The following is a 21333-nucleotide window of genomic DNA, read 5'->3' on the forward strand; positions in this document are numbered from 1 at the left end:
TGGGCGTGGATGGCCGGGACGAGCCCGGCCATGACAGCGGTTACACGGGAACGCCTCCCCGCATCCATCCCCCCAATCCGGACACCCCCATGGACGCCCTCATCCGCGCCTTCGCCGAGCGGGGGGATCTCGCGCATCTCGCGCTTTTGCTGTGGGCGCTCGCCGCCTCCGCCGGGCTGTGGCGGGCGCTGGGCGAGCTTTCCCGCGCCACCCGGCGCATCGACGATTTCGTCCGCGAGCTGGCGCGCTTCAACGCCCGCGCCGACGACCTGTCCTGACCTAAAGTATTGCATTGACGCGTTTTCTTCACGCGAACCGGTACCCACTTCGCTCGAAAACGCTCCCCCCTCCCATCCCGGAGACCCCCATGCGCTCACCCTTCCGCAAGGCGCCGGAGACGGCGTCGTCGCCGCGCATCCGCGCCCTCACCGGCGCGCCGGCAAAGACCGGCACCCAGGGCAAGGCCCCGCCGCCGCCCGCCGCCGGCGCCGTGTTCCGCGAGTTCGTTGCCACCCTGGAGCGGCTGGAGAAGAGCCGCCGCCGCAAAAAGGCTCCCGCCGCCCCCACCGAGCGGAGCTGACCCATGGCGGACGGCTTTCCCATCGAGGGCTATGCCTGCCTGTTCGACGTGGCCGATCTTGGCCGCGACCTGGTGCTGCCCGGCGCCTTTGCCGCGAGCCTTGCCCGGCAGGGCGCGGGCGGCGTGCGGCTGCTCTACCAGCACGATCCGGCCGAGCCCATCGGGGTGTGGACCGAGGCGTTCGAAGACACGCGCGGCCTCTATGTACGCGGCCGCCTCTCGTCCGACGTGGTCCGCGCCCGCGAGTGCGCGGCGCTGATCGGCGAGGGTGCGCTGGACGGCCTTTCCATCGGCTTCAAGGCGGTGGAGGCGCGCACCGATCCGCGCACCCGCCTGCGCCGGCTGTCGCGCATCGATCTGTGGGAGGTGTCCATCGTCACCTTCCCCATGCAGCCGGGGGCGCGCATCGCCCGCCCGCCCGCCGCCCCCGCGGCGCTGCTTTCCGCCGCCGCGGCCCGCCTGCGCGCGGGCTCCCGCATCTGATTTTTCGTTCATCGCAGAAGAGGTTTTCATGTCCCGTCCCCACACGGCCTTTGCCGACACTGCCTTTGCCGACACCGCCCGCACCGCAGCCGGCGCGCCCGAGACCAAGGTGGCCGGCGCCGAGGCCAGCTCCGCCGTGGCCGATTTCCTCGCCGCCTTCGAGAGCTACAAGCAGGTCAACGACACTCGCCTCGCCGAGATGGAGCGGCGCAGCGCCGACGTGCTCACCACCGAGCAGCTGGGCCGCATCGATGCCGCCCTCGACACCCACAAGGCGCGGCTCGATGCCCTCGCCACCAAGGCGCTCCGGCCCGCGCTCGGCGCCGCGCCGGAGCGGACCGAGGCGCCCGCCGCCACCCGCGAGCACACCGATGCCTTCGCCGCCTATGTGCGCCACGGCGAGGCCGGCGGCCTGAAGGCGCTGGAGGCGAAGGCGCTGTCTTCCGACTCCGGCGATGCCGGCGGCTATCTCGTGCCCTCGGAAACCGAGACCGAGATCGGGCGGCGCCTTGCGGTGCTCTCGCCCATCCGCGCTCTGGCCTCGGTGCGGACCATCGGCGGCGGCACCTATCGCAAGCCGTTCATGACCTCCGGCCCGGTTTCCGGCTGGGCGGCGGAGACGGCGGCGCGGCCGCAGACCGACAGCCCGGTGCTGGCGGAGCTGACCTTCCCGGCCATGGAGCTTTACGCCATGCCCGCCGCCACCCAGTCGCTGCTGGACGACGCGCAGGTGAATGTGGAGGAGTGGCTCGCCACCGAGGTGGACACCGCCTTCGCCGGCCAGGAGGGGGTGGCCTTCGTCACCGGCGATGGCGTGGCCAAGCCCAAGGGCTTCCTCGCCTACGCCAAGGTGGCCGAGAGCGCGTGGGCCTGGGACAAGGTGGGCTATGTGGCCACCGGCGCGGCGGGCGCCTTTCCGGCCGCGACCCCGGCCGATCCGCTGCTGGATCTGGTCTATGCGCTGAAGGCCGGCTACCGGCAGAACGCCACCTTCGTCATGAACCGCCAGACCCAAGGCGCGGTGCGCAAGCTCAAGGACGAGAACGGCAATTACCTGTGGGCGCCGCCCGCCGGGGTGGGCCAGACCGCGAGCCTGATGGGCTTCCCGGTGGTCGAAAGCGAAGCCATGCCGGACGTGGCGGCCGACGCCTACGCCATCGCCTTCGGCGACTTCCGCCGCTTCTATCTGGTGGTGGACCGCGCCGGGGTGCGGGTGCTGCGCGATCCCTATTCGGCCAAGCCATACGTGCTGTTCTACACCACAAAGCGCGTGGGCGGCGGCGTGCAGGATTTCGACGCCGCCAAGCTGCTGAAGTTCGCGGCGAGCTGAGGGGAGGGGTCTTCGTCCCAGGGCGCCAAAGCCCCTCTCTGGCTTGCGGTGCCTGGTGGGGTCCGCTTCTCACCCCCGTCGCCCTCCGGCTTGACCGGAGGGCCCATCTCTCCGCGTGTCCCAGCCTCCGCGGTGTCACGTCTGCGCCTTCCCAGGCGAGGCCATGGGCCGTCCGGTCAAGCCGGACGGCGACGGTGGGAGGGGCGATGGCGGCGGTGATCCCTCCCGGTTCGGGAGAGGGTCGGGTGGGAGCCGCATTGCGACCGGACGAGGGATATCCCCGCCCGCCCCTTCAGTTCGGCAGCACCAGGCAGGCGCCGCCAGCTTTGCGCAGGCGGTCGCAGATTTTCATGCCCTCGGCCTTGGTCTGGGCCGGCAGGCGCACGCGATAGAAGGTGCGCGGGCCGCGCCCGCCCACCCGCGTCGCCACGATCACCGGGGTCAGGTCTCCGAACTCGGCGGGATGCCGGGTCGCCTCCCGGCGGAACGAGGCGAGGGCGATGTCGCGCACATAATTGCCGGAGATCTGCACCCCCCATGGGGCGAACAGCGGATTGGCCGGTTCGCCCGCCAGCGGCGCCGGCGCGCCCTTGCGGAGGGCGGCGACGGTGGCAAGGCAGGCCTCCTGCGGGAGGGCCGGGGCCTCGCTTCCCTTGTCGCCGCCCTTGTCCGCAGCTTTGTCCGCGCCCTTATCGATGCCCTGCCGCCGCAGCGCGGCCCAATCCTCAGCCGGGCGGCCGGTGATGATGCGCACATAGGCGCGCGTCTCCTCCGGCAGTCCGCCGCCATTGAGGAAGCCGGAGACGCGCCCGGGACCGGCATTGTAGGCCGCCGCCGCCAGCCCCAGATTGCCGAAGCGGCGGTTGAGGTCGGCCAGCAGCGCCGCGGACGCCGGGATCGCCGCCTCCGGATCGAACGGATTTTCGAGCCCGCGCTCCCTGGCCGTGCCGGGCATGAACTGGGCGATGCCCTGCGCGCCCTTGTTGCTCACCACATGCGGCCGGAACGAGCTTTCGCGCCAGATGAGGCGGGTGAGGAAGGCGGCCGGCAGGCCCTCCTTCGCTGCCGCCGCATCGATGAGGCGGCAGATGGCCTGGTCCACCGTTTCGCCCCGCGCGGGACCGGCGGGCGCAGGGTTGGCAACTGCGGGATCGGGGGGAGCGGGCGCTGTCGATGCCGGCCTGTCCGGGGCGGCCTCGCCCGAGGTCTGGCTGAAGGCCGGCCCGGCGCCGAGAACGGCGACGACTTTAAAGGCGAGGGCAGCAGCGATGATCCGGCCGGCGCGCCTGAAACGGGGCGATGCGGCCGGGGCCATCCCTATCTCCCGCTGCCGAGCGGGCTGCCGAGGCTCTTCGCGGTGGCCTCGATCCAGTCGCGATGGAGCGACACCAAAGTCACGCCGGTGACGCCGCCGCAGCCGCGGCTGCCGCCCGGCCCGGTGGCCCAGCCGGTGACGCCCGCCACCGCACCGTCACGAAAGGCGGGGCCACCACTGTCGCCGGTGCAGGCGCCGGCCGCGCCCTCCGGCGCCGAGAGGCGCACCATGATGCCGCCGGTGGTGCCGATGGAGGGCAGCGCCACCGTGCGGAGCGTACCGGCGCTCTTGCTCTGGCCATCGGCGACGACGCCGTAGCCGGCGAGCAGGAAGGCGGTGCCCTTCTCGGGCAGGCCGTCGGCGCTGGCGAGCCGGGCGGTGCGAAAGCGGCCGGGCAGGGGCTCGGCGAGCTTCACCAGGGCGAGGTCGGGGGTCGGTCGGCGGGTCTGGAACTGGCCGGCATCGAAGCGCGGATGCACCGCGATGCGCTTCGCCGGCACCAGCTTCGGCGGTCCGTCGCCGATGATGGCCACCGCATAGTCCGCCGCCGGCGCCACGCAATGGGCGGCGGTGAGCACGAGATCGGGCGCCAGCACCGCGCCGGTGCAGGAGGCGCCGCGGGTGGAGACGATGAGCACCGTCTGCGCCGCCACCTCTGCCGCCGCCGGCCCGCCGCCCATGATGGCCTGTGCCGCGCCTGGCGCAAGGAGGGTCGCGACCAGCGCGAGGACAGGAAGGCGTGCGGCGATCATCTCCCGTTTCTGCCGCCCGCCGTCCGGTGCGTCAATGGCGGGCAGGGCCGGGAATTTCCTTTCCGCGCGGGGCGATGCGCTTGTGTCACAGCGCGTCGGACGGGGCGTCTTGGGCTTGGCCGCGCGGCTTTTCGCGGGGCGATAGGTCCCCGCGCGCCGCAGAACCCTCTCCCGCGTGCGGGGGAGGGCAGGGAGGGGGCAGACCGCCTCCGCATGCGCGACGGCAGGGCTGTTCCGCACGGTTTCCTCGTTATCCCGCCGCCGGGTCCCGGCCCCGCCCTGCTGCCCCCACCCCACCCCACCCCCGCAGGCGGGAGAGGGAGCGTATCGCGCTGGCGGAGATCGCTGTTTCCGCCGTCGCCCCCATTTGCACCACCGGAGCCTCCCATGGCAGACCTTGTCGCCGGCCCCGCCGCCGAGCCGCTCACGCGCGCCGAGGCGAAGGCCTATCTACGCATCGACCATACAGACGAGGACGCCCTCCTCGATGCCCTCGTCACCGCCGCCCGGCGCCGGGTGGAGGTGGAGACCGGCCGCGCGCTCATGGAGCAGACCTGGCGATTCAGCCTCGATGCCTGGCCCCTGCGCGGCATCATCCCGGCGCCGCTGTCGCCGGTGCGCCAGATCGTCAGCGCCACCGTGGCGGCGGCGGACGGCACGCCGGTGGCGCTGCCCGCCGGCGCTTTGACGCTGGTGGTCGATCGCGCCCCCGCCCTGTTCCGCGTGGAGCCCGCTCGGGTGAGCGCGCCGCTGGTGCGCCATGGCGGCATCGTCATCACCTTCACCGCCGGCTATGGCCCCGCCGCCGCCGACGTGCCCGCCGACCTGGTGCAGGCGGTGCGCCTGCTGGCGGCCCATTTCTACGAGCATCGCGACGGGCCGGGAGACACCTCCGCGCTGCCCGCCGCCGCGCGGGCGCTGCTGGCGCCCTATCGCGTGGTGCGGCTGTGAGCGTCGGGGCGCTGCGTCACCGCCTGACGCACCAGACCGCCGTGGACCTGCCCGATGGCGCCGGCGGCATCGCGCGCACCTTCCTCACCGTGGACGTGCTGTGGGGCGCCATCGAACCGCTCGCCACCGATTACGGCCTTGCCGAGGAGCGCCCGCGCGCGAGCCGCCTCCTGCGCCTCACCGTGCGCGCGCCCAACACCGTCGCGGCGGGCGATCGCCTGCTCCATGCCGGCCGTAGATTCCATGTGGAGGCGGTGGTGGACGCGGACGGGCGCGGCCGCTTCCACCACATCCGCTGCCGGGAGGAAGAGACATGAAGGCGACCATCGGCACCAGCGGCTTGCAGGGCCTCGCCCAGCGCCTCGCCGCCCGCCATCTGCCCGCCGCCCAGGCGGACGCTGCCGGCCGCGCGGCGCGGGAGCTGGCCGCTGAGATCACCGCCGAGACCGGCGCGCCCGCCACCATAGCCGGATCGCCCCAGCGGCCGTTGGTGCGGGTTACCGATGCGGCGCTTTTGGCGCGCATCCGCGGCGGTCTCGGGCGGCCGGGGGATCCGGTGCTGGACCGCATCCGCCTCGCCTTTGCCCGGAGGCGCTCATGAGCCTCCCCTTCGACAGCCCGGCGCTGGCCCTGCGCGCGGCGCTCCATGCGGCGCTGGTTGCCGATGCGGCGCTTACCGCGCTCTTGGGCGGGCCGCGCATCCATGACGTGCCGCCGGCTGAGGCGGACTTTCCCTTCGTGGCGCTGGGCGAGGCGGTGGTGGCCGATTGGTCCACCGCCACCGAAGCGGGCACCGAGCATGCGCTGACGCTCCACGTCTTCTCCCGCTCCGGCGGCCGCGCGGAGGCTTATGCGGTGGCGGAAGCCGTCGCCCAGGCGCTGCATGACGCGCCGCTGGCCCTCGCCGGCCACCGGCTCGCCAACCTGCGCGCCACCACCGCCGAAGTCCGCCGCGAGAGCGACGGGCGCACCTTCCATGCTCTGGTGCGGTTTCGCGCCGTCACAGAGCCCCTTTGATTTCGAGCCCCTTTGATTTTCGGAGATGACGATGGCCGCGCAGAAGGGCAAGGACCTGCTTTTGAAGATACATGACGGCACCCAGTTCACCACCGTGGCGGGCCTGCGCTCGCGCACGCTCGCCTTCAACGCCCAGAGCGTGGACGTGACCCACTCCGAAAGCGCCGGGCGCTGGCGCGAGCTGCTGGACGGGGCGGGGGTGAAGCGGGCGTCGGTCTCCGGCTCCGGCGTGTTCAAGGATGCCGCCTCCGACGCGCTGGTGCGGCAGACCTTCTTCTCCGGCGCGCTGGCCTCCTGCCAGGTGGTGATCCCGGATTTCGGCACGATCACCGGGCCGTTCCAGATCACCGCGCTGGAGATTGCCGCCGAGCACGACCGCGAGGTCACCTTCGACCTGACGCTGGAAAGCGCCGGGGAACTGGCGTTCGCGGCGCTGTAAACGAGCATTGCCAACATTCCGTCATGCCCGGGCTTGACCCAGGCATGACGGGGCGATCGCGGACATGCCCGCCCTTCGTTTCCAACCGCGCCGCAAGGCGCCGGCCCCTCCCCGAAAGGACATCCCATGCCCAATGCCCGACGCGGCGAGATCGCGGCCGTGCTGGATGGACGCGTGCGCGTCCTCGTGCTCACCCTCGGCGCCCTCGCGGAGCTGGAGAGCGCGTTCGGCGCCGACGACCTGATGGCGCTGGCCGCGCGGTTCGAGACCGGCCGCCTGTCGGCCCGCGATGCGGCGTGCATCATCAAAGCCGGCCTCAACGGGGCGGGCGAGAGCGTGACCCTCGCCGAGGTAGAGCGCATGCGCGCCGATGGCGGCGCGGCGGGCTTCGCGCGCATCGTCGCCGACTTGCTCGCCATCACCTTCGCCGCCGATGCGGTCGGGGAGGCGCCGGCTTCCCCTCCGCCGCCGCAGCAGGCCTGAGGCCGGGGCCCGACGCCGCCCGTCCCTTTCCCTGGGCGGCGGCCATGGGCGCCGGCTTCGGCCTGCTGCGGCTTGCCCCCGATGCCTTCTGGCGCATGACGCCGCGGGAGCTGGCCGCCGCCGTCTCGGCCCTGCTGCCGCCCGCGCTGGACCGCCTGTCGCGACCCGACCTGTCCGCGCTGATGAAGCGCTTCCCCGATCCCTCCTGAGGCTCCGTCATGACCGAAACCGTCGATATCGCCATCGAGGTGGACACCCGCACCGCCAAGGCGGCGCTGGGGGAGGTGGAGGTGTCGGCGAAGGGCTTCGCCTCGGCACTGGCCTCCGCCTTCACCGGCATCGCCGTGCAGGGCAAGGACCTCGGCAGCGTGCTGGAGCAGCTGGCCGCGCGGCTTTCCAACCTCGCCCTCACGGCGGCCCTGAAGCCGCTGGAGAGCGGGCTGTCCTCCCTGCTTTCAGGGGCGGCCGGCGGGCTCGGCTTCGCCCATGGCGGGGTGATCTCGGAGGGGCGGGTGATGCCGTTCGCGCGCGGCGGCGTGGTGGCGGCGCCCACCTATTTTCCCCTCGGCGGCGCCAGCCTCGGCCTGATGGGCGAGAAGGGGGCGGAGGCCATCCTGCCTTTGGCGCGCGGCACCGACGGCAGGCTCGGCGTGCGCTCGGCGGAAGGGGCGGGACGCGCGGCGGTGACGGTGAATGTGTCCACGCCGGACATGGCCGGCTTCCGCCGCTCCGAGGCCTATCTGTCCGGCCTGGTGGCGCGGGCGGTGGCGCGCGGCCAGCGCGGGGCGTGAGGTTGGGCTTTAGCGCGCGCTCTTCCAGGGGTCGCTGGTCTCGGTGGCGGTGGTGCCGCTGCCGGAAGGGGTGCCGCCGAACTGGCTTGGCGCGCTGGTGATGGCGGAACCGCTGAAGCCTTCCACCCGCACGGTGGCGCCGGTGCGCACGCAGGATGTGCCGCCCGGCACCTTCTGGAAGCCGGCGCCGTATTGGGCGCAGCTGCTATCGTCCTTCTTCGCGGCCGCCGACTGGGCCTGCGCGCTCCCCGCCAGCAGGAGCGCGGCGAGGGCAGCGCCTGTCGCGCCCATCGCCCGCACGGCGCGTCCGCCGATGGGCGCGGGACGCAGGACGCGCGGCGTGGGGCAGGGCGGGAAGAAAGCGGCGTCGGGCATGGTGCGGGTCCAAGGTGAGCCTGCCGCTTGCAGGCGGGACAGGGACAGCATAGCGCGCCCGGGGCGCCGCGAAAATCCCCGGCGCGCAGGTGCGTCAATGCCTTAACGTCAAGTCCGCATTGAAAAAAAGCCCCATGGCTGTCGCTGCGATGCCGGCCGAACAGACGGCATTGATCCGATTGCTGGATCGCCCGCGAATTCAGGGAAGCGCCGGCGCGGAGTGACGCGCGTGAGGGCGCACGATGGTGCGCGGAGCCTGGTCTGCGCCACGTGCGCGATCATCTGCACGGGTGCGCCTCGGCACGGGGGTAAGGATGGACGACGCGCCCCGGTCCAGTGATCAGAGGACCCAGTGATGGGGCCCGGTGATCGGGAGCAAGCAATCAGATCGCTCGGGGGCGGGCGTGGCGCTTCCGGCTCGGAACATCGCGACGCCGGTGCGGGCCGACACCATCAGGCGGGCCAACAACCGGTGCCTCGAACCCGCGCGATCTGGGGCACCGCGCGATCTGGATTGCGCGTCATGAAGGCGGGTCATGACGGCGAACCATGACGACAGGCCAGCCCGCCTTTTGAAATGCAAACACGAGCCGCATCCGTCCTGCCGAACCGGATGCGGGCCCTGTTCATCCGCCGCCCGTGGGCGACAGGCCTGTCTCGCTCCGATGGGGCACTCCGGCAGTGCGCCGAGTGCCAGCCATCGGGGCAGCGAAGCTCACTTCTTGGCGGCGGCCTTGGGGGCCTTCGCAGCGGCTTTCGGAGCAGCGGCCTTGGGGGCAGCAGCCTTCTTGGCGGCGGGCTTCGCAGCAGCCTTGGGAGCGGCAGCCTTGGGAGCCGCCTTGGCTTCCGGCGCGGGCGCCGGCGCGGGCTCGGCCTTGGGAGCTGCAGCCTTGGGAGCCGCAGCCTTCTTGGCGGCGGGCTTGGGAGCGGCGGCCTTCGCGGGGGCTTTCACCTCTGCGGGCTTGGCGGCGGGCTTGGCGGCAGCCTTGGCCGGGGCCTTCGCAGGCTTCTCGGCGGCGGGCTTGGCAGTCTTGGCGGATGCAGCCTTGGGCGCCGGCGACTTGGCCGCGACGGCCTTCGGCGCGGGCTTCTCGGCGGCAGGCTTCTCAGCCGCCGGCTTGGGAGCCGCGGCCTTGGGCGCTGCGGCCTTCTTGGCGGCGGCGGGCTTCGCAGCGGCCTTCGGGGCAGCAGCCTTGGGAGCGGCAACCTTGGGAGCGGCGGGCTTCGCAGCGGCCTTGGCGGCAGCGGGCTTGGCGGCGGCGGCCTTGGGCGCCGCGGCTTTCGCGGGGGCCTTCGGTGCTGCGGCCTTGGGTGCAGCTGCAGTCTTGGGTGCTGTGCTTTTGGCAACCGCCGCCTTGGGAGCGGCCTTCACCGCAGCCTTCGGGGCAGGTGCCTTTTCGGCGGGCTTCTCGGCGGCGACGGCCGGTTTTTTTGCGGGCTTGGTGGCCATGCTTTCGCTCCATGCTCAACGGGGCAGAGCAAAGTCAAGGCGTCACGTTCAACTATGTCAAGGCCATCTCTACTGTTTTCGCCTAAGAATTGGGGAATAGGGGCATCATATGGCCGCCTTCCATGAGATTTTGTTCCCGCTGGAGGTTGCGCTGGGCGCTTCGGGCGGTCCAGAGCGCGTCACCGAGGTGGTGACCACCGCATCCGGACGCGAGGAGCGCAACACGCGACAGGCTGATTCGCGTCGTCACTGGGACGCCGGATACGGGGTGAAGAGCCTCGCCGCGCTGGCCGATGTGGTGAGCTTTTTCGAGGAGCGTCGCGGGCGTCTCTACGGCTTCCGCTGGCGCGACCGTCTCGACCATTCCTCCGCGCCGCCGGGACACGCCGCGACGCCCGTCGACCAGGTGATCGGAACCGGCGACGGCGCGCGCGCAACCTTCGCGCTGACGAAGACCTACGGCGGTCTCCACGCGCCTTATGTGCGGGCCATCACCAAGCCGGTCGCGGGCAGCGTGCGCGTCGCCGTGAATGGGGTAGAACGCATTGAAGGAACGCATTTTTCGATCGATGCGACACGCGGCGAAATCACCTTTTATACGGCCTTCGCCCCGGCCGTGTCGGCGGTGGTGTCGGCGGGATTTTCCTTCGATGTCCCGGTGCGTTTCGACACCGATTTCCTCGAGGTGAATCTCTCCGCCTTCGCCGCGGGCGACATCCCGCGCATCCCCGTCATCGAGATCCGCGTGTGAGGCGAAATGCGCACCCTTCCTTCCGCCCTCTCGGACCATCTCGCGTCGGGCGCCACCACCCTGTGCCATGCCTGGCGCGTGACACGGCGCGACGGCCTCGTCACCGGCTTCACCGACCATGACCGCGACCTCGTGGTCGCTGGCATCACCTGCAAGGCGGCGTCGGGCATTTCCGGCTCGCAGAGCACCCACTCAGCCGGCCTTGCTGTGACCGGCGCCGAGGTGTCCGGCGCGCTGTCCCACGATGCGCTGTCGCAGGACGATCTCGCCGCCGGCCTCTATGACGGCGCCACCATCGACCTGCTGCTGGTGAACTGGCAGGACCCCGCCCAGTGCCTGCTCTTGAGGCGCGGCACCATCGGCGAGGTGCGGGCCCAGGACGGCGTCTTCACCGCCGAGATCCGCAGCCTGTCCGATGGCCTCAACCAGACCCGCGGGCGGCTTCTCTCGAGCAGTTGCGATGCCGATCTCGGCGACGGCCGCTGCGGGGTGGATCTCACCCTCCCGGCCCATGCGGCAAGCGCCACGGTGGAGACGGTCGAAGGCGCGCTGAGCCTGCGCGTCAGCGGTCTTTCGGCCTTTGCGGCGGCGGCTTTCGCGCGGGGTCGCGCACGGTTTTCCAGCGGCGCCAACGCGGGTTTCGTCACCGAGGTGAAGGCGCATCTCGTGGACGCCGAAGGGGTGCTGCTGCGCCTGTGGCAGCGCCCACCCTTCGCGGTGGCGGAGGGCGATGAGATGGCCCTCACCGCCGGCTGCGACAAGCAGTTTTCGACCTGTCGCGACCGCTTCGCAAACGCGCTCAATTTCCGCGGCTTCCCCCACATGCCCGGCAACGATTTCGTCATCTCCGTCGCCATTCCCGGCGAGGGCGGATACGACGGGAGCCTGCTGGAATGACCGCGCCCCTCACCCGCGCCGCCATCCTCAAAGAGGCGCGATCGTGGATCGGCACGCCCTACCTCCATCGCGCCTCGCTGAAGGGGCAGGGGGCCGATTGCCTCGGCCTCGTGCGCGGGGTGTGGCGGGAACTGGTCGGCCCCGAGCCGGAGGCCATGCCGCCTTACGCGCCGGACTGGGCCGAGGCCGGCCTCCGCGAGACCCTGGCGCAGGCGGCCGGGCGTTGCCTCGTCGCCGTGCCGGTGGAAGCGGCGCAGCCCGGCGACGTGCTGCTGTTTCGCTTCCGCGCACATCTTCCGGCCAAGCACGCGGCGATCCTCTCGGACGGCGCGCGCATGATCCATGCCTATGACGGGGCCCGGGTGTGCGAGGGGCATCTGGCGCCGTGGTGGCGCCGCCGCCTCGCCTTCGCCTTCGCCTTTCCGGGAGTCGCCTAGCGCCCCCTTCCAGATCCTGAGGACATCCCATGGCGACCCTGCTTCTCGGCGCAGCCGGCAGCCTTGTCGGCGGCGCGCTGTTCGGCCCTGTCGGCGCCATCGCCGGGCGGGCGCTGGGCGCCCTCGGCGGCGCGGCGATCGATGGCGCGCTGTTCGGCGGCAACCGCTCCCGCAACACGCAAGGTCCGCGTCTCACCGACCTCGACGTGATGGGCTCCACCGAGGGCACGCCGCTGCCCCGCGTCTATGGCCGCGCGCGCCTGGCCGGGCAGGTGATCTGGGCGACCAGGCTCAAGGAGGTGGCCACCACCGCCACCCAGTCCACCGGCGGCAAGGGCGGGAGCCTTGGCTCATCCCAGCCCACCACCACGACCTACACCTATTACGGCAATTTCGCCGTGGCGGTGTGCGAGGGGCCGCTCTCGCGCATCGGCCGCATCTGGGCCGACGGCAAGCTGCTGGATACCCGCCGCCTCACCGTGCGCCTCCATCTCGGCGACGAGGCGCAGGTGCCCGATCCCCTCATCGAGGCGCGGCAGGGGGCGGGCGCGACGCCGTCCTATCGCGGCGTCGCCTATGTGGTGTTCGAGAATCTGGAGTTGACCGACTACGGCAATCGCCTGCCCCAGATCACCGTGGAAGTGGAGCGCGCGGTGGGCGCGCTGGAGCGGCAGGTGCGGGCGGTGACCCTCATCCCCGGCGCCAGCGAGTTCGCCTATGACACGCGCACCGTCCGCCACCTGCATGGGCGGTCGCGCTATGGCCGGGAGAACCGCCATGTGAGCACGGCGGCGAGTGATTTCGAGGTGGCCCTCGATCAGCTCACCGGCACCTGCCCGAACGTGGAGCGGGTGTCCCTCGTGGTGGCCTGGTTCGGCGACGACCTGAGGGCCGGGGCCTGCACCGTGCGCCCGCGCACCGAACGCACCGACAAGTCCACCTCCATCGACTGGACGGTGGGCGGCGAGACGCGGTTCAGCGCGCTGGCCGTCTCCCAGTTTGAGGGGCGCTCGGCCTATGGCGGCACGCCCTCCGACGACAGCGTGGTGCGGGCCATCGCCCGGCTGAACGAGGCCGGCCTGAAGGTGACGCTGAACCCCTTCCTGATGATGGACATCCCTGCCGCCAACACCCGCCCCGATCCCTGGACCGGCGCTGCCGCCCAGCCGGCCTATCCCTGGCGCGGGCGCATCGTGTGCGATCCGGCGCCCGGCCGGCCGAGTTCGGCGGACGGAACCGCCGCGTGCCGGACGCAGGTGGCCGCCCTGTTCGGCAATGCCGGGCCGGGGGATTTCACCCGCTATGGCACCAGCGTGCTCTATCACGGGCCGGCCGAATGGAGCCTGCGGCGCATGGTGCTCCACTACGCGCATCTGGCGGTGGTGGCGGGGGGCGTGGAGGCCATCCTCATCGGCTCGGAGATGGTGGCGCTCACCCGCCTCACCGACGACACCGGCGCCTCACCCGCCGCCGAGGCGCTGGCTTCCCTCGCCGCCGACGTGAAGGCGGTGGTGGGCTCCGGCACCCGCGTCTCCTACGCCGCCGACTGGACCGAATATGGCGCGCAGGTGAGGGCCAACGGCGACGTGCGCTTTCCGCTGGATGCGGTGTGGAGCGCGCCGGCGGTGGACTTCATCGGCATCGATTTCTACCCGCCGCTCGCCGACTGGCGCGACGGCGCCGGCCATCTCGACGCGGCGATCGCCGCCGACATCCACGACCGCGCCTATCTGAAGGCCAACCTCACGGCCGGCGAGGGGTTCGACTGGTTCTATGCGGATGAGGCCGCCCGCGCCGCGCAGGTGCGCACGCCCATCACCGACGGCGCTTATGGCGAGCCCTGGCTCTATCGCCAGAAGGACCTCAAGTCCTGGTGGGCGAATGCCCATCACGAGCGCATCGCCGGTACCCGTCTCGCCACGCCCACCGCGTTCGCGCCCGGCGCCAAGCCCATCCGCCTGATGGAGACCGGCTGCCCCGCCGTGGACAAGGGCGCCAACCGGCCGAGCGTCTTCCCCGACGCCAAGTCGTCGGAGAACGCCCTGCCGCCCTTCTCCACCGGCGCGCGGGATGATCTCATCCAGCGCCGCCTTCTGGAGGTGGTGCTCGGCACCTTCGCCCCCGACGCTGACACGGCCGACAATCCGCCGGCGCCGCTCTATGGCGGGCGCATGGTGGAGGAGGCCTTCGCCTGGACCTGGGATGCGCGGCCCTTCCCGCAATTCCCCCTCGCCGAGAGCGTCTGGGCGGATGGCGCCAACTGGGCCACCGGCCACTGGCTCACCGGCCGCCTCGGCGGCGCGCCGCTGGATGGGCTGGTGGCGACGCTCTGCGCCGATTTCGGCGTGAACGATGTGGACGCCGCGTCCCTCTCCGGTGGGGTGGACGGCTATGTGGTGGACCAGCCCATGGCCGGCCGCGATGCTCTGGAGCCTCTGGCCCGCGCCTTCGCCTTCGAGGCCGGCGAGGCGGAGGGCCGCATCGCCTTCCGTCCCCATGGCGTCGGGACGGTGCGCGAGATCGGCGCCGACGATCTGGCGCGGAGCGAGGACGATCCGCTCGTCGCCTCCACCCGTGCGCAGGAGAGCGAACTGCCCTTGCAGGTCTCCATCGGCTTCGTGGACAGCCTGAAGGACTATCGCCGCGCCACCGTGTCCTCCCGCCGCCTTAAGGGGGGCAGCCGCCACGTGAGCCATGCGGACCTCGCCGTGGTGGCCTCCGACGCGGCCATGGTGCGGGCCGCCGACATCTGGCTGCAGGACCTGTGGGCGGGGCGCGAGACGTTCACCTTTTCGCTGCCGCCCTCGCTTCGCGCGCTGGGGCCCGGCGACCTCGTGCGCCTCACCCTCGACGGGCGGGCGCGGCTCTTGGAAATCACCCGGGTGGAGGAGGGCGAGGCGCTGGCCGTTACCGCCCGCAGCATCGAGCCGGAGGTGTTCGACGCGGCGCTGGCGCCGGCCTCCGGCGGCAGCGTGGCGCTGCCCGCCGTGTCCGGCCCACCGGAGGTGATGGTGCTGGACCTGCCCGCCCTGTCGGAGGCGGAACCCGTTCCACTGCAACATCTTGCCGCTGCCGCCACGCCCTGGCCGGGGACGCTGGCCATCTGGCGCTCGGGGGATGGCGAGAGCTTCGAGGTAGTGGCTCCGGTCACCGCCTCCGCCACCTTCGGCACGCTGATTTCGGACCTGTCGCCGGGGCCGCTCTGGCGCTTCGACCGCTCCGGCAGCGTCGACGTGCTGCTGCAATCCTCCCTCCTCATTCCGGCGCGCGAGAGCGAGGTTCTGACCGGCGCCAATCTCGCGGCTCTGGTGGCGGAGGGGCGGGCGCTGGAACTCATCGCCTTCACCGGCGCCGAGCTGATCGACACCGACACCTACCGCCTCTCCGGCCTGCTGCGCGGCCTCGCCGGTACCGAGGCGGCGGGCGCTTCGATCTGGCCGGCGGGCACGCGCCTCGTCCGTATCGACGGCACGCTGGTGAGCGTGGCGAGCGGCCTCTCGGCGCTGGGGCGCAGCTCCATCTACCGGGTGGGCGCGGCGCGGGACGACCAGGGATCGGAGGATGTCACGGAGGTGACCGCCACCGCCTCCGGCCTCGCCCTGCGTCCCCTGTCGCCGGTGCATGTGCGCGGGCGGCGCACGGCGGAGGGCGTGGTGCTCTCCTTCATCCGCCGCACCCGCATCGCCGGCGATGGCTGGGACGCGCTGGAGGTGCCCCTGGGCGAGGCGAGCGAGGCCTACCGGGTGGAAATCCTCTCCGGCGCCGGCGTGGTGCGCGCCTTCGAGGTGAGCGCGCCACAGTTGCTCTATGGGGCGGCGGATGAGCTGGCCGATTTCGGCACGCCGCAGGCCACCCTCACCGTGCGTGTCGCCCAGCGCTCCGCCAGCGTCGGCCTGGGCGCGGCGGTGACGGCGGTGGTGGTGCCGTAGCCGGCCGTTTGGAAATCAAAAGGGCACAACCGCCAAACACCCTCGTCATGCCCGGGCTTGTCCCGGGCATCCACGCCGGGCCGCTGGGGCAAGCTTACGAAAATCAGTCCCAGCCTCGCCGCGTGGATGGCCGGGACAAGCCCGGCCATGACGATGATCGTGGCCTGCCAGGGTTGCAATGACCCATGCGGGCGACTTTTCAAGCCGCCTCGGCGCCCCCGCCTCCTGCCCAAACCCTCCCCGAGGTCCCCATGACCGACCAGTCGGCGAACCTGGCGCTGCCCTATATCGCGGCGGCGCAGGCGCAGAAGCATGTCACCCATAACGAGGCTATCCGCCGCCTCGATGCCTTCGTCCAGCTGGTGCTGGAAAGCGCCACCGCCGTCGCCCCGCCGGCCACCCCCGCCGAGGGGGCGCGCTGGTTCGTGCCGGCCGGCGCGAGCGGCGCCTTCGCGGGGCACGCCGGCACCATCGCCGCCTATGAGCAGGGCGCGTTCGACTTCCTGCCGGTGGCGCAGGGCTTCCTCGCCTTCATCCGCGACGAGGGCCGGCTCGCGCTGTTCGACGGCGCCGCCTTCGTCTCGCCGTTTGCCGCCAGCACCCATCGCGCCGCCATCGCGGGCCGGGTGATGGAGGAGGACGTGGCGCTCAGCGGTGCCTTCGTCGCCACCACCATGGCCATTCCGGACCGCGCCATCGTGCTCGCCGTCTCCACCCGCACGCTCACCGCCGTGACTGGCGCAAGTTCTTACGATTGCGGCATTTCCGGCGAAGTCTCCAAGTTCGGCGGCAGCCTCGGGGCGGCGGTGGGGTCGGCCAATGTGGGGGTCATCGGCCCCACCGCCTTCTACGCCGCCACGCCGGTACGCCTCACCGCCAATGGCGGCAGCTTTACCGGCGGCACCGTGCGGGTCGCCCTCCACCTGCTGCTGTGCTCCGCGCCCGAGGCCTGAGCCCGCGCCTGCCTTTCCCCTCCATCGGAGATCCCCATGCCCTACGATCCCGCCCGCGATCCCCTGAAGGGGCTTGCGTCGTCCCTGTCGTCGCCGGCGCGCCAGCTCGCGCGCATCACCCCCGCCGACGGCGCCGACCTTGCCACCTATGCCAAGGCCCTGTGGGTGTTCGTGCCCGAGGATGTGGCCGGCGGCGTGGCCTCCATTCGCATCACCCCCGTGGCCGGCGGCGATGCCGACACGGTGGATGTACTCGCGCTCCCCGGCCTCCAGCCGCTGCCGCCTTGCCAGGTGCGTCGCGTGTGGGCCACGGGCACCAGCGCCGGCCTGTCCATCTACGCACTCACCGACCGCTGATCTGCCCGCGACTGCGCGCGCTTGGCCACGCGCGGGCGCGTGCCGGGCTGTGCGCACGGGGCACCGAACCGCGAGGTCCCCATGCTTTCGTTTTCCCTCTCCCTCGCTTCCCTCGCTTCGCTCCGGCGACGCACCGGCTCGCCAGTCCGAAAGGTGGTGGGCGGTGTCGCCTATGGGCGATTGCGAAGCCGCGTTGGCGGCTTCCTCACCTCCGGCAATGGCCGGGCTCTTTACGGAAGGATTTCATGATGTTGTTGACCGACGATCCCGATTTCATCGCGGTCCAGGAAGCCACCCGCTACGCGCGGGCGTCCGAACTGGCTCTGCCTTCCGTGCTGGGCTGGGGCACGGGTCTCTATCCCATCACCAAGGTGGGCTATTGCGACCTCGGCGCCGGCACCCGCCAGGGCTACATCTCGGGCTACAGCCCGTTTTCGTCCACCGAGTATCTGTCCTGCCGCGCCGGCACGCAGATCTACGTTTCCGCCACCGGCTCCGACAGCTCCGGTGCCGGCACCATCGGATCGCCCTATCTGACGGTGAACAAAGCGATCCAGATCGCCAACGCGGCCGGTCAGCCGGCCACCATCTGGCTGTCCGCCGGCACCTATTATCGCAATGCCAGCGGCGGCTATATCAACGCGCCGGGGGCGACCACGCTGCCCACGGTTCCCGTCTGCCTCATGGCCTATGGCGGCATCGTCAAATACGGCTGCATCGACAATTATACCTGGGCCGCCGACGCCACTTATACCAACACCTACAAGATCACCCGGTCGTCCGCCGGTGCGGTCTACAATCAAGCGTTGCGCGACCGCTTCGGCAATGCGGTGATGTACACCAAGGCGGCGAGCGCGGCGGCCTGCAATGCCCGTCCGGGATCGTGGTACACGGACGGCACGAGCGTCTATGTCAATCCGTTCGACGGGGCCGCTGTGACCGACGCCACGGCTTCGGTGTACCTGACCTCCGATACGTTCGCGATCAACTGGGGGGCTGCACCCCAGCACTTCTTCATGGATTCCAATGACGAGGCTTCGGCTTGGGATCTCATGGGAAGCCGCGTCAAGATCTTCGCCTCGGCCTATGGTGCGAGCCCGAAGATCCTCGCCATGCGCCGGGTGTCGGCGCGCTATGCAAGTTCGGTCTCGGCGGACGCCTGGAACGGCTTCGGCTTCGACAATTGGTGGGGCCTTATCTGGCTGGAAGGCTGCTACGCCGGCCGCGCCAGCGCGGACTGCTTCAACTTCCACAACACGCTGAACGCACAGCCGCTCTATGCGGTCACGCTCAATTGCCGGGGCGTGGATACGGGCGTGTTCGGGTCGGGGTCCAACAATGGCCTGACCCTGCACGAGAACGTCATCGGCATCGATGTGGCCGGCCGCTACGAGTATAATCAGGGCGGCACGCTGCGGAACATCAACACGTCCAAGATGCTGGCGCACGGCTCGACTTTCTCGAGCGATCGCGGCGACCTCTATCTCTCCGGCGGGCTCGTGCCGCCGACCGAGGTGGGCACCCTCAACACCGCGCAGATCTGGCTGTCGGAGTGCGTGGTCAACCCGTCCGGCCCGACCGCCTACGGCATCAACGTGGGGACGGGCGGCGCGGTTTCTGTGCGCAACATGCCCACTCTTGGCGGTCGCATCTTCGGCAACGTCTCTACTTGGTTCTGACCACGCCGATGCTTCGGCGTCCGAACCGGCCGGCCGTCCCCTGCGGGGGGCGGCCACTTTTTGTTTTCAACCCGAGGTGCTTCATGGCCAGGACGAGCTTCGCGCCGGCGCTCAATGCCGTGCTCCGCCACGAGGGCGGCTATTCCAACCATCCCGATGATCCCGGCGGACCGACCATGAGGGGCGTCATCCAGCGGGTCTATGACGGCTACCGGCGCGGCAAGGGGCTTGTCGTGCGCCCGGTGCGCGAGATCGAGGAAAGAGAACTCCAGGAGATCTACCGCCGCCAGTATTGGGACGCCATCCGCGCCGACGAATTGCCCGAGGGCATCGATTATGTGGTGTTCGATGGCGCCGTGAATTCCGGCCCCGCCCAGTCGGTCAAATGGCTCCAGCGGGCGCTCGGCCTGCCAGCGGACGGGGAGATGGGCGCGGTGACGCTGGCCACCGCCCGTACCGCGGCGGAGACGGCGCCGGCTCGGCTCGTGGACGACATCTGTGACCGCCGCCTCGCCATGCTGAAGGCGCTGCGCACCTGGCCGGTGTTTGGTCGCGGCTGGGGGCGGCGGGTGGAGGATGTGCGCAAGGCCGGCAAGGCCTGGGCCTCAGGTGCTTGGACGGGTACCGGCGCCGGCCGGGCAAGCGGCATTCCGGTACTGGAGGGGCATCGCGCCGATCCGCCGGGAAGCACCACCACGTCCGGCAAGGCGCCCGTCGCCAGTGCCCGTCCCGGTCCCAAGCCCCAGGCGGGCGCCGGGGCGGCGGCGGGGGGACTTGCGGCGTCCGCCGTGTCCGAGGCGGCCCGCCAGATCGCGCCCCATGCGCAGGCGTCCGCGACCCTCGCCCTGGTCTTCACGGGTCTGACGCTGCTGGGCCTCGGTCTCACCCTCGGCGGTCTCGCCTATGTGTGGTGGAGCGCCCGTGCCGGTGCGCGCCGGGCGGCGACGCTGGATCTCCTGCCGGCGGGGCCGGCGTCGTGAGCGGCCTTGCCCACCTCCTCGCCTATGGCGTGCCCTGGTGGCTCTGGGGCATCGCCGGCCTTCTCGCCGTCGCGGCGCTGGCGCGGGTGGCGGGACTACGCGCGGCGCTCGCTGCGACGGCCGTGCTCGCGTTCGTCCTCGCCCACCGCAAGGGCGCGCAGCAGGGCTATTCCCAGGCCATGAAGGAAGGAGAACGCGATGCCGAGCGCATCCTCGATACGGCCCGCGCTGCGCGCTCTGGCGCTGATCTGCGCGATGGCGATGCTCGCCGGCTGCGTGACGACGACGGGTTCCGGCGCAAGTAAGGTCTATTGCGGCGCCGCCCAGCCCATCCGCTGGTCGGCGGCCGACAGCGACGAGACCATCCGCCAGGCCAAGGCTCACAATGCGGTGGGCCGTCGCCTGTGCGGCTGGCGCTGAGCCGGCTCAATGTCGGTGGCGCGCGGCCCTGCGGCGCCGTTCACGCTTGCTCCGCCGCGCGCCTCTGTCATTCTCGACCGGCCGGGCGGCGAGGGTGAAAACGTTATCCCTCCAAAAGGGGGATGCCGGCCGGCTGGCGCGTGCTCTAATACCAAGGACCCTTGAGCTTGGCTCACGGGACCTTGGACAAGCCAGCGCGGCGCCTGAGCGTACCTACTCGGCATCGGTCAACGACCGAGGCCGACGGTATGAGAGGTGGATGCCGAAGCCGGAGGAAACCTGTGCGTCTTTTGGTGGTCGAGGACGATCCGGAGCTGAACCGACAGCTGGTCGAGGCCCTGTCCGACGCGGGCTATGCCGTGGATCGCGCCTATGACGGCGAGGAAGGGCAGTATCTGGGCGAGACCGAGCCCTATGACGCCATCGTCCTCGACATCGGCCTGCCCAAGCTGGACGGCATCTCGGTTCTGGAGAGCTGGCGGCGCGCCGGCAAGGTCACGCCAGTGCTCATCCTCACCGCCCGCGACCGCTGGAGCGACAAGGTGCAGGGCTTCGACGCCGGCGCCGACGATTATGTGGCCAAGCCCTTCCACATGGAGGAGGTGCTGGCCCGCCTGCGCGCCCTCCTGCGGCGCGCCTCCGGCCACGCCTCCGCCGAGATGACCTGCGGGCCGGTGCGGCTCGACACCCGCTCCGGCCGGGTCACGGTGGAGGGCAATGCGGTCAAGCTCACCTCCCACGAATACCGGTTGCTCAGCTATCTCATGCACCATGCCGGGCGCGTGGTGTCCCGCGGGGAGCTGGTGGAGCACCTTTACGACCAGGATTTCGACCGCGATTCCAATACCATCGAAGTGTTCGTCGGACGCCTGCGCAAGAAGCTCGATTGCGACGTGATCCAGACCGTGCGCGGCCTCGGCTATCTGCTGGCGGCGCCGGAAGGGCAGCGCTGACGCGCGCGATG

Annotated in this window: 27 protein-coding genes; 23 read left to right on the plus strand and 4 right to left on the minus strand. The window is 71.3% G+C overall.

Annotation, left to right across the window (positions count from 1 at the left end; translation table 11 throughout):
- The first annotated feature begins 89 nt into the window (after positions 1-89).
- From FBQ73_RS12450 to FBQ73_RS12465, 4 genes are all read left to right on the plus strand, one after another.
- Entirely contained in the window at positions 90-278 is a 189-nt protein-coding gene (locus tag FBQ73_RS12450) for a hypothetical protein (protein ID WP_138399821.1), read from the plus strand.
- 89 nt (positions 279-367) lie between these two features.
- Positions 368-580 carry a hypothetical protein gene (locus tag FBQ73_RS12455; RefSeq protein WP_138399822.1) on the plus strand — a complete coding sequence of 71 codons (213 nt, stop codon included), beginning with the start codon at positions 368-370 and terminating at the stop codon, positions 578-580.
- 3 nt (positions 581-583) lie between these two features.
- Complete coding sequence (locus tag FBQ73_RS12460; protein WP_138399823.1) at positions 584-1063, plus strand: HK97 family phage prohead protease; 480 nt, start codon at positions 584-586, stop codon at positions 1061-1063.
- Between the two features lie 28 nt (positions 1064-1091).
- Complete coding sequence (locus FBQ73_RS12465; protein WP_246089681.1) at positions 1092-2393, plus strand: phage major capsid protein; 1302 nt, start codon at positions 1092-1094, stop codon at positions 2391-2393.
- A 292-nt stretch (positions 2394-2685) separates the two neighbouring features.
- On the opposite strand, the gene FBQ73_RS12470 is transcribed toward FBQ73_RS12465, so the two are convergent.
- Both FBQ73_RS12470 and FBQ73_RS12475 read right to left on the minus strand, forming a co-directional pair.
- Complete coding sequence (locus FBQ73_RS12470) at positions 2686-3708, minus strand: lytic transglycosylase domain-containing protein (RefSeq protein WP_138399824.1); 1023 nt, start codon at positions 3706-3708, stop codon at positions 2686-2688.
- A gap of 2 nt (positions 3709-3710) precedes the next feature.
- Positions 3711-4460 (minus strand): S1 family peptidase, encoded by a 750-nt coding sequence (locus FBQ73_RS12475; RefSeq protein ID WP_210236766.1) that lies wholly within the window; start codon positions 4458-4460, stop codon positions 3711-3713.
- 387 nt (positions 4461-4847) lie between these two features.
- Here FBQ73_RS12475 and FBQ73_RS12480 point away from each other — a divergent pair, with 387 nt between their 5' ends.
- From FBQ73_RS12480 to FBQ73_RS12515, 8 genes are all read left to right on the plus strand, one after another.
- Positions 4848-5411 (plus strand): head-tail connector protein, encoded by a 564-nt coding sequence (locus tag FBQ73_RS12480; protein WP_138399825.1) that lies wholly within the window; start codon positions 4848-4850, stop codon positions 5409-5411.
- Positions 5408-5728, plus strand: coding sequence for a head-tail adaptor protein (locus FBQ73_RS12485; RefSeq protein WP_138399826.1), 321 nt, complete (start codon positions 5408-5410; stop codon positions 5726-5728). Before FBQ73_RS12480 ends, FBQ73_RS12485 begins: the two co-directional genes overlap by 4 nt.
- Complete coding sequence (locus FBQ73_RS12490) at positions 5725-6012, plus strand: hypothetical protein (protein WP_138399827.1); 288 nt, start codon at positions 5725-5727, stop codon at positions 6010-6012. The genes FBQ73_RS12485 and FBQ73_RS12490 overlap by 4 nt, the downstream gene beginning before the upstream one ends.
- Positions 6009-6428 carry a DUF3168 domain-containing protein gene (locus FBQ73_RS12495; RefSeq protein WP_138399828.1) on the plus strand — a complete coding sequence of 140 codons (420 nt, stop codon included), beginning with the start codon at positions 6009-6011 and terminating at the stop codon, positions 6426-6428. Before FBQ73_RS12490 ends, FBQ73_RS12495 begins: the two co-directional genes overlap by 4 nt.
- Before the next feature lie 31 nt (positions 6429-6459).
- Complete coding sequence (locus FBQ73_RS12500) at positions 6460-6867, plus strand: phage major tail protein, TP901-1 family (protein WP_138399829.1); 408 nt, start codon at positions 6460-6462, stop codon at positions 6865-6867.
- A 126-nt stretch (positions 6868-6993) separates the two neighbouring features.
- On the plus strand, positions 6994-7350 hold the full coding sequence (locus tag FBQ73_RS12505; RefSeq protein ID WP_138399830.1) for a gene transfer agent family protein: 357 nt from the start codon (positions 6994-6996) through the stop codon (positions 7348-7350).
- Positions 7347-7559, plus strand: a complete 213-nt coding sequence (locus tag FBQ73_RS12510) for a rcc01693 family protein (protein ID WP_281278813.1) — start codon at positions 7347-7349, stop codon at positions 7557-7559. Before FBQ73_RS12505 ends, FBQ73_RS12510 begins: the two co-directional genes overlap by 4 nt.
- 9 nt (positions 7560-7568) lie before the next feature.
- Entirely contained in the window at positions 7569-8141 is a 573-nt protein-coding gene (locus tag FBQ73_RS12515; protein WP_138399832.1) for a phage tail tape measure protein, read from the plus strand.
- 9 nt (positions 8142-8150) lie between these two features.
- Here the strand turns inward: FBQ73_RS12515 and FBQ73_RS12520 are convergent, their stop codons facing one another.
- Positions 8151-8516 (minus strand): hypothetical protein, encoded by a 366-nt coding sequence (locus FBQ73_RS12520; RefSeq protein WP_138399833.1) that lies wholly within the window; start codon positions 8514-8516, stop codon positions 8151-8153.
- 715 nt (positions 8517-9231) lie between these two features.
- Positions 9232-9966 carry a hypothetical protein gene (locus FBQ73_RS12525; protein WP_138399834.1) on the minus strand — a complete coding sequence of 245 codons (735 nt, stop codon included), beginning with the start codon at positions 9964-9966 and terminating at the stop codon, positions 9232-9234.
- 109 nt (positions 9967-10075) lie between these two features.
- Here FBQ73_RS12525 and FBQ73_RS12530 point away from each other — a divergent pair, with 109 nt between their 5' ends.
- The 11 genes from FBQ73_RS12530 (at position 10076) to FBQ73_RS12575 (ending at position 21322) form a co-directional block, all read left to right on the plus strand.
- Complete coding sequence (locus tag FBQ73_RS12530) at positions 10076-10717, plus strand: DUF2460 domain-containing protein (protein WP_138399835.1); 642 nt, start codon at positions 10076-10078, stop codon at positions 10715-10717.
- A 6-nt stretch (positions 10718-10723) separates the two neighbouring features.
- Positions 10724-11614: a DUF2163 domain-containing protein gene (locus tag FBQ73_RS12535; protein WP_138399836.1), complete on the plus strand. Its 891-nt coding sequence runs from the start codon at positions 10724-10726 to the stop codon at positions 11612-11614.
- Positions 11611-12051: an NlpC/P60 family protein gene (locus FBQ73_RS12540; RefSeq protein WP_138399837.1), complete on the plus strand. Its 441-nt coding sequence runs from the start codon at positions 11611-11613 to the stop codon at positions 12049-12051. The genes FBQ73_RS12535 and FBQ73_RS12540 overlap by 4 nt, the downstream gene beginning before the upstream one ends.
- A 29-nt stretch (positions 12052-12080) precedes the next feature.
- Entirely contained in the window at positions 12081-15980 is a 3900-nt protein-coding gene (locus FBQ73_RS12545) for a baseplate multidomain protein megatron (RefSeq protein ID WP_138399838.1), read from the plus strand.
- Positions 15981-16231: 251 nt separating this feature from the next.
- A complete protein-coding gene (locus FBQ73_RS12550) occupies positions 16232-16933 on the plus strand; it encodes a DUF2793 domain-containing protein (RefSeq protein WP_138399839.1) in 702 nt (233 codons plus the stop codon).
- Between the two features lie 36 nt (positions 16934-16969).
- Complete coding sequence (locus tag FBQ73_RS12555) at positions 16970-17290, plus strand: spike base protein, RCAP_Rcc01079 family (protein WP_138399840.1); 321 nt, start codon at positions 16970-16972, stop codon at positions 17288-17290.
- A gap of 245 nt (positions 17291-17535) precedes the next feature.
- Complete coding sequence (locus FBQ73_RS12560; RefSeq protein ID WP_138399841.1) at positions 17536-18969, plus strand: hypothetical protein; 1434 nt, start codon at positions 17536-17538, stop codon at positions 18967-18969.
- An 83-nt stretch (positions 18970-19052) separates the two neighbouring features.
- Positions 19053-19949 (plus strand): glycoside hydrolase family 108 protein, encoded by an 897-nt coding sequence (locus tag FBQ73_RS12565; RefSeq protein WP_138399842.1) that lies wholly within the window; start codon positions 19053-19055, stop codon positions 19947-19949.
- On the plus strand, positions 19946-20254 hold the full coding sequence (locus tag FBQ73_RS12570) for a hypothetical protein (protein WP_138399843.1): 309 nt from the start codon (positions 19946-19948) through the stop codon (positions 20252-20254). Before FBQ73_RS12565 ends, FBQ73_RS12570 begins: the two co-directional genes overlap by 4 nt.
- The gene (locus FBQ73_RS22775; protein ID WP_170218865.1) at positions 20226-20369 is read left to right on the plus strand and encodes a hypothetical protein; all 144 of its coding nucleotides are present in this window, start codon (positions 20226-20228) and stop codon (positions 20367-20369) included. The genes FBQ73_RS12570 and FBQ73_RS22775 overlap by 29 nt, the downstream gene beginning before the upstream one ends.
- 281 nt (positions 20370-20650) lie before the next feature.
- Complete coding sequence (locus tag FBQ73_RS12575; protein WP_138399844.1) at positions 20651-21322, plus strand: response regulator transcription factor; 672 nt, start codon at positions 20651-20653, stop codon at positions 21320-21322.
- Positions 21323-21333 lie beyond the last annotated feature (11 nt).

Origin of the sequence: Xanthobacter autotrophicus (assembly GCF_005871085.1) — a bacterium.
In the GTDB taxonomy this organism is placed as follows: Bacteria; Pseudomonadota; Alphaproteobacteria; order Rhizobiales; family Xanthobacteraceae; genus Xanthobacter; species Xanthobacter autotrophicus.

Excerpts from the sequence above, each read along its gene's own strand:
- FBQ73_RS12465 (WP_246089681.1), top strand. The coding sequence starts at position 1,092 with ATGTCCCGTCCCCACACGGCCTTTGCCGACACTGCCTTTGCCGACACC.
- FBQ73_RS12560 (WP_138399841.1), top strand. The coding sequence starts at position 17,536 with ATGATGTTGTTGACCGACGATCCCGATTTCATCGCGGTCCAGGAAGCC.
- FBQ73_RS12505 (WP_138399830.1), top strand. The coding sequence starts at position 6,994 with ATGCCCAATGCCCGACGCGGCGAGATCGCGGCCGTGCTGGATGGACGC.
- FBQ73_RS12455 (WP_138399822.1), top strand. The coding sequence starts at position 368 with ATGCGCTCACCCTTCCGCAAGGCGCCGGAGACGGCGTCGTCGCCGCGC.
- FBQ73_RS12520 (WP_138399833.1), bottom strand. The coding sequence starts at position 8,516 with ATGCCCGACGCCGCTTTCTTCCCGCCCTGCCCCACGCCGCGCGTCCTG.
- FBQ73_RS12555 (WP_138399840.1), top strand. The coding sequence starts at position 16,970 with ATGCCCTACGATCCCGCCCGCGATCCCCTGAAGGGGCTTGCGTCGTCC.
- FBQ73_RS12480 (WP_138399825.1), top strand. The coding sequence starts at position 4,848 with ATGGCAGACCTTGTCGCCGGCCCCGCCGCCGAGCCGCTCACGCGCGCC.
- FBQ73_RS12460 (WP_138399823.1), top strand. The coding sequence starts at position 584 with ATGGCGGACGGCTTTCCCATCGAGGGCTATGCCTGCCTGTTCGACGTG.
- FBQ73_RS12535 (WP_138399836.1), top strand. The coding sequence starts at position 10,724 with ATGCGCACCCTTCCTTCCGCCCTCTCGGACCATCTCGCGTCGGGCGCC.
- FBQ73_RS12525 (WP_138399834.1), bottom strand. The coding sequence starts at position 9,966 with ATGGCCACCAAGCCCGCAAAAAAACCGGCCGTCGCCGCCGAGAAGCCC.
- FBQ73_RS12530 (WP_138399835.1), top strand. The coding sequence starts at position 10,076 with ATGGCCGCCTTCCATGAGATTTTGTTCCCGCTGGAGGTTGCGCTGGGC.
- FBQ73_RS12450 (WP_138399821.1), top strand. The coding sequence starts at position 90 with ATGGACGCCCTCATCCGCGCCTTCGCCGAGCGGGGGGATCTCGCGCAT.
- FBQ73_RS12565 (WP_138399842.1), top strand. The coding sequence starts at position 19,053 with ATGGCCAGGACGAGCTTCGCGCCGGCGCTCAATGCCGTGCTCCGCCAC.
- FBQ73_RS12490 (WP_138399827.1), top strand. The coding sequence starts at position 5,725 with ATGAAGGCGACCATCGGCACCAGCGGCTTGCAGGGCCTCGCCCAGCGC.
- FBQ73_RS12475 (WP_210236766.1), bottom strand. The coding sequence starts at position 4,460 with ATGATCGCCGCACGCCTTCCTGTCCTCGCGCTGGTCGCGACCCTCCTT.
- FBQ73_RS12495 (WP_138399828.1), top strand. The coding sequence starts at position 6,009 with ATGAGCCTCCCCTTCGACAGCCCGGCGCTGGCCCTGCGCGCGGCGCTC.
- FBQ73_RS12500 (WP_138399829.1), top strand. The coding sequence starts at position 6,460 with ATGGCCGCGCAGAAGGGCAAGGACCTGCTTTTGAAGATACATGACGGC.
- FBQ73_RS12515 (WP_138399832.1), top strand. The coding sequence starts at position 7,569 with ATGACCGAAACCGTCGATATCGCCATCGAGGTGGACACCCGCACCGCC.
- FBQ73_RS12470 (WP_138399824.1), bottom strand. The coding sequence starts at position 3,708 with ATGGCCCCGGCCGCATCGCCCCGTTTCAGGCGCGCCGGCCGGATCATC.
- FBQ73_RS12550 (WP_138399839.1), top strand. The coding sequence starts at position 16,232 with ATGACCGACCAGTCGGCGAACCTGGCGCTGCCCTATATCGCGGCGGCG.
- FBQ73_RS12545 (WP_138399838.1), top strand. The coding sequence starts at position 12,081 with ATGGCGACCCTGCTTCTCGGCGCAGCCGGCAGCCTTGTCGGCGGCGCG.
- FBQ73_RS12540 (WP_138399837.1), top strand. The coding sequence starts at position 11,611 with ATGACCGCGCCCCTCACCCGCGCCGCCATCCTCAAAGAGGCGCGATCG.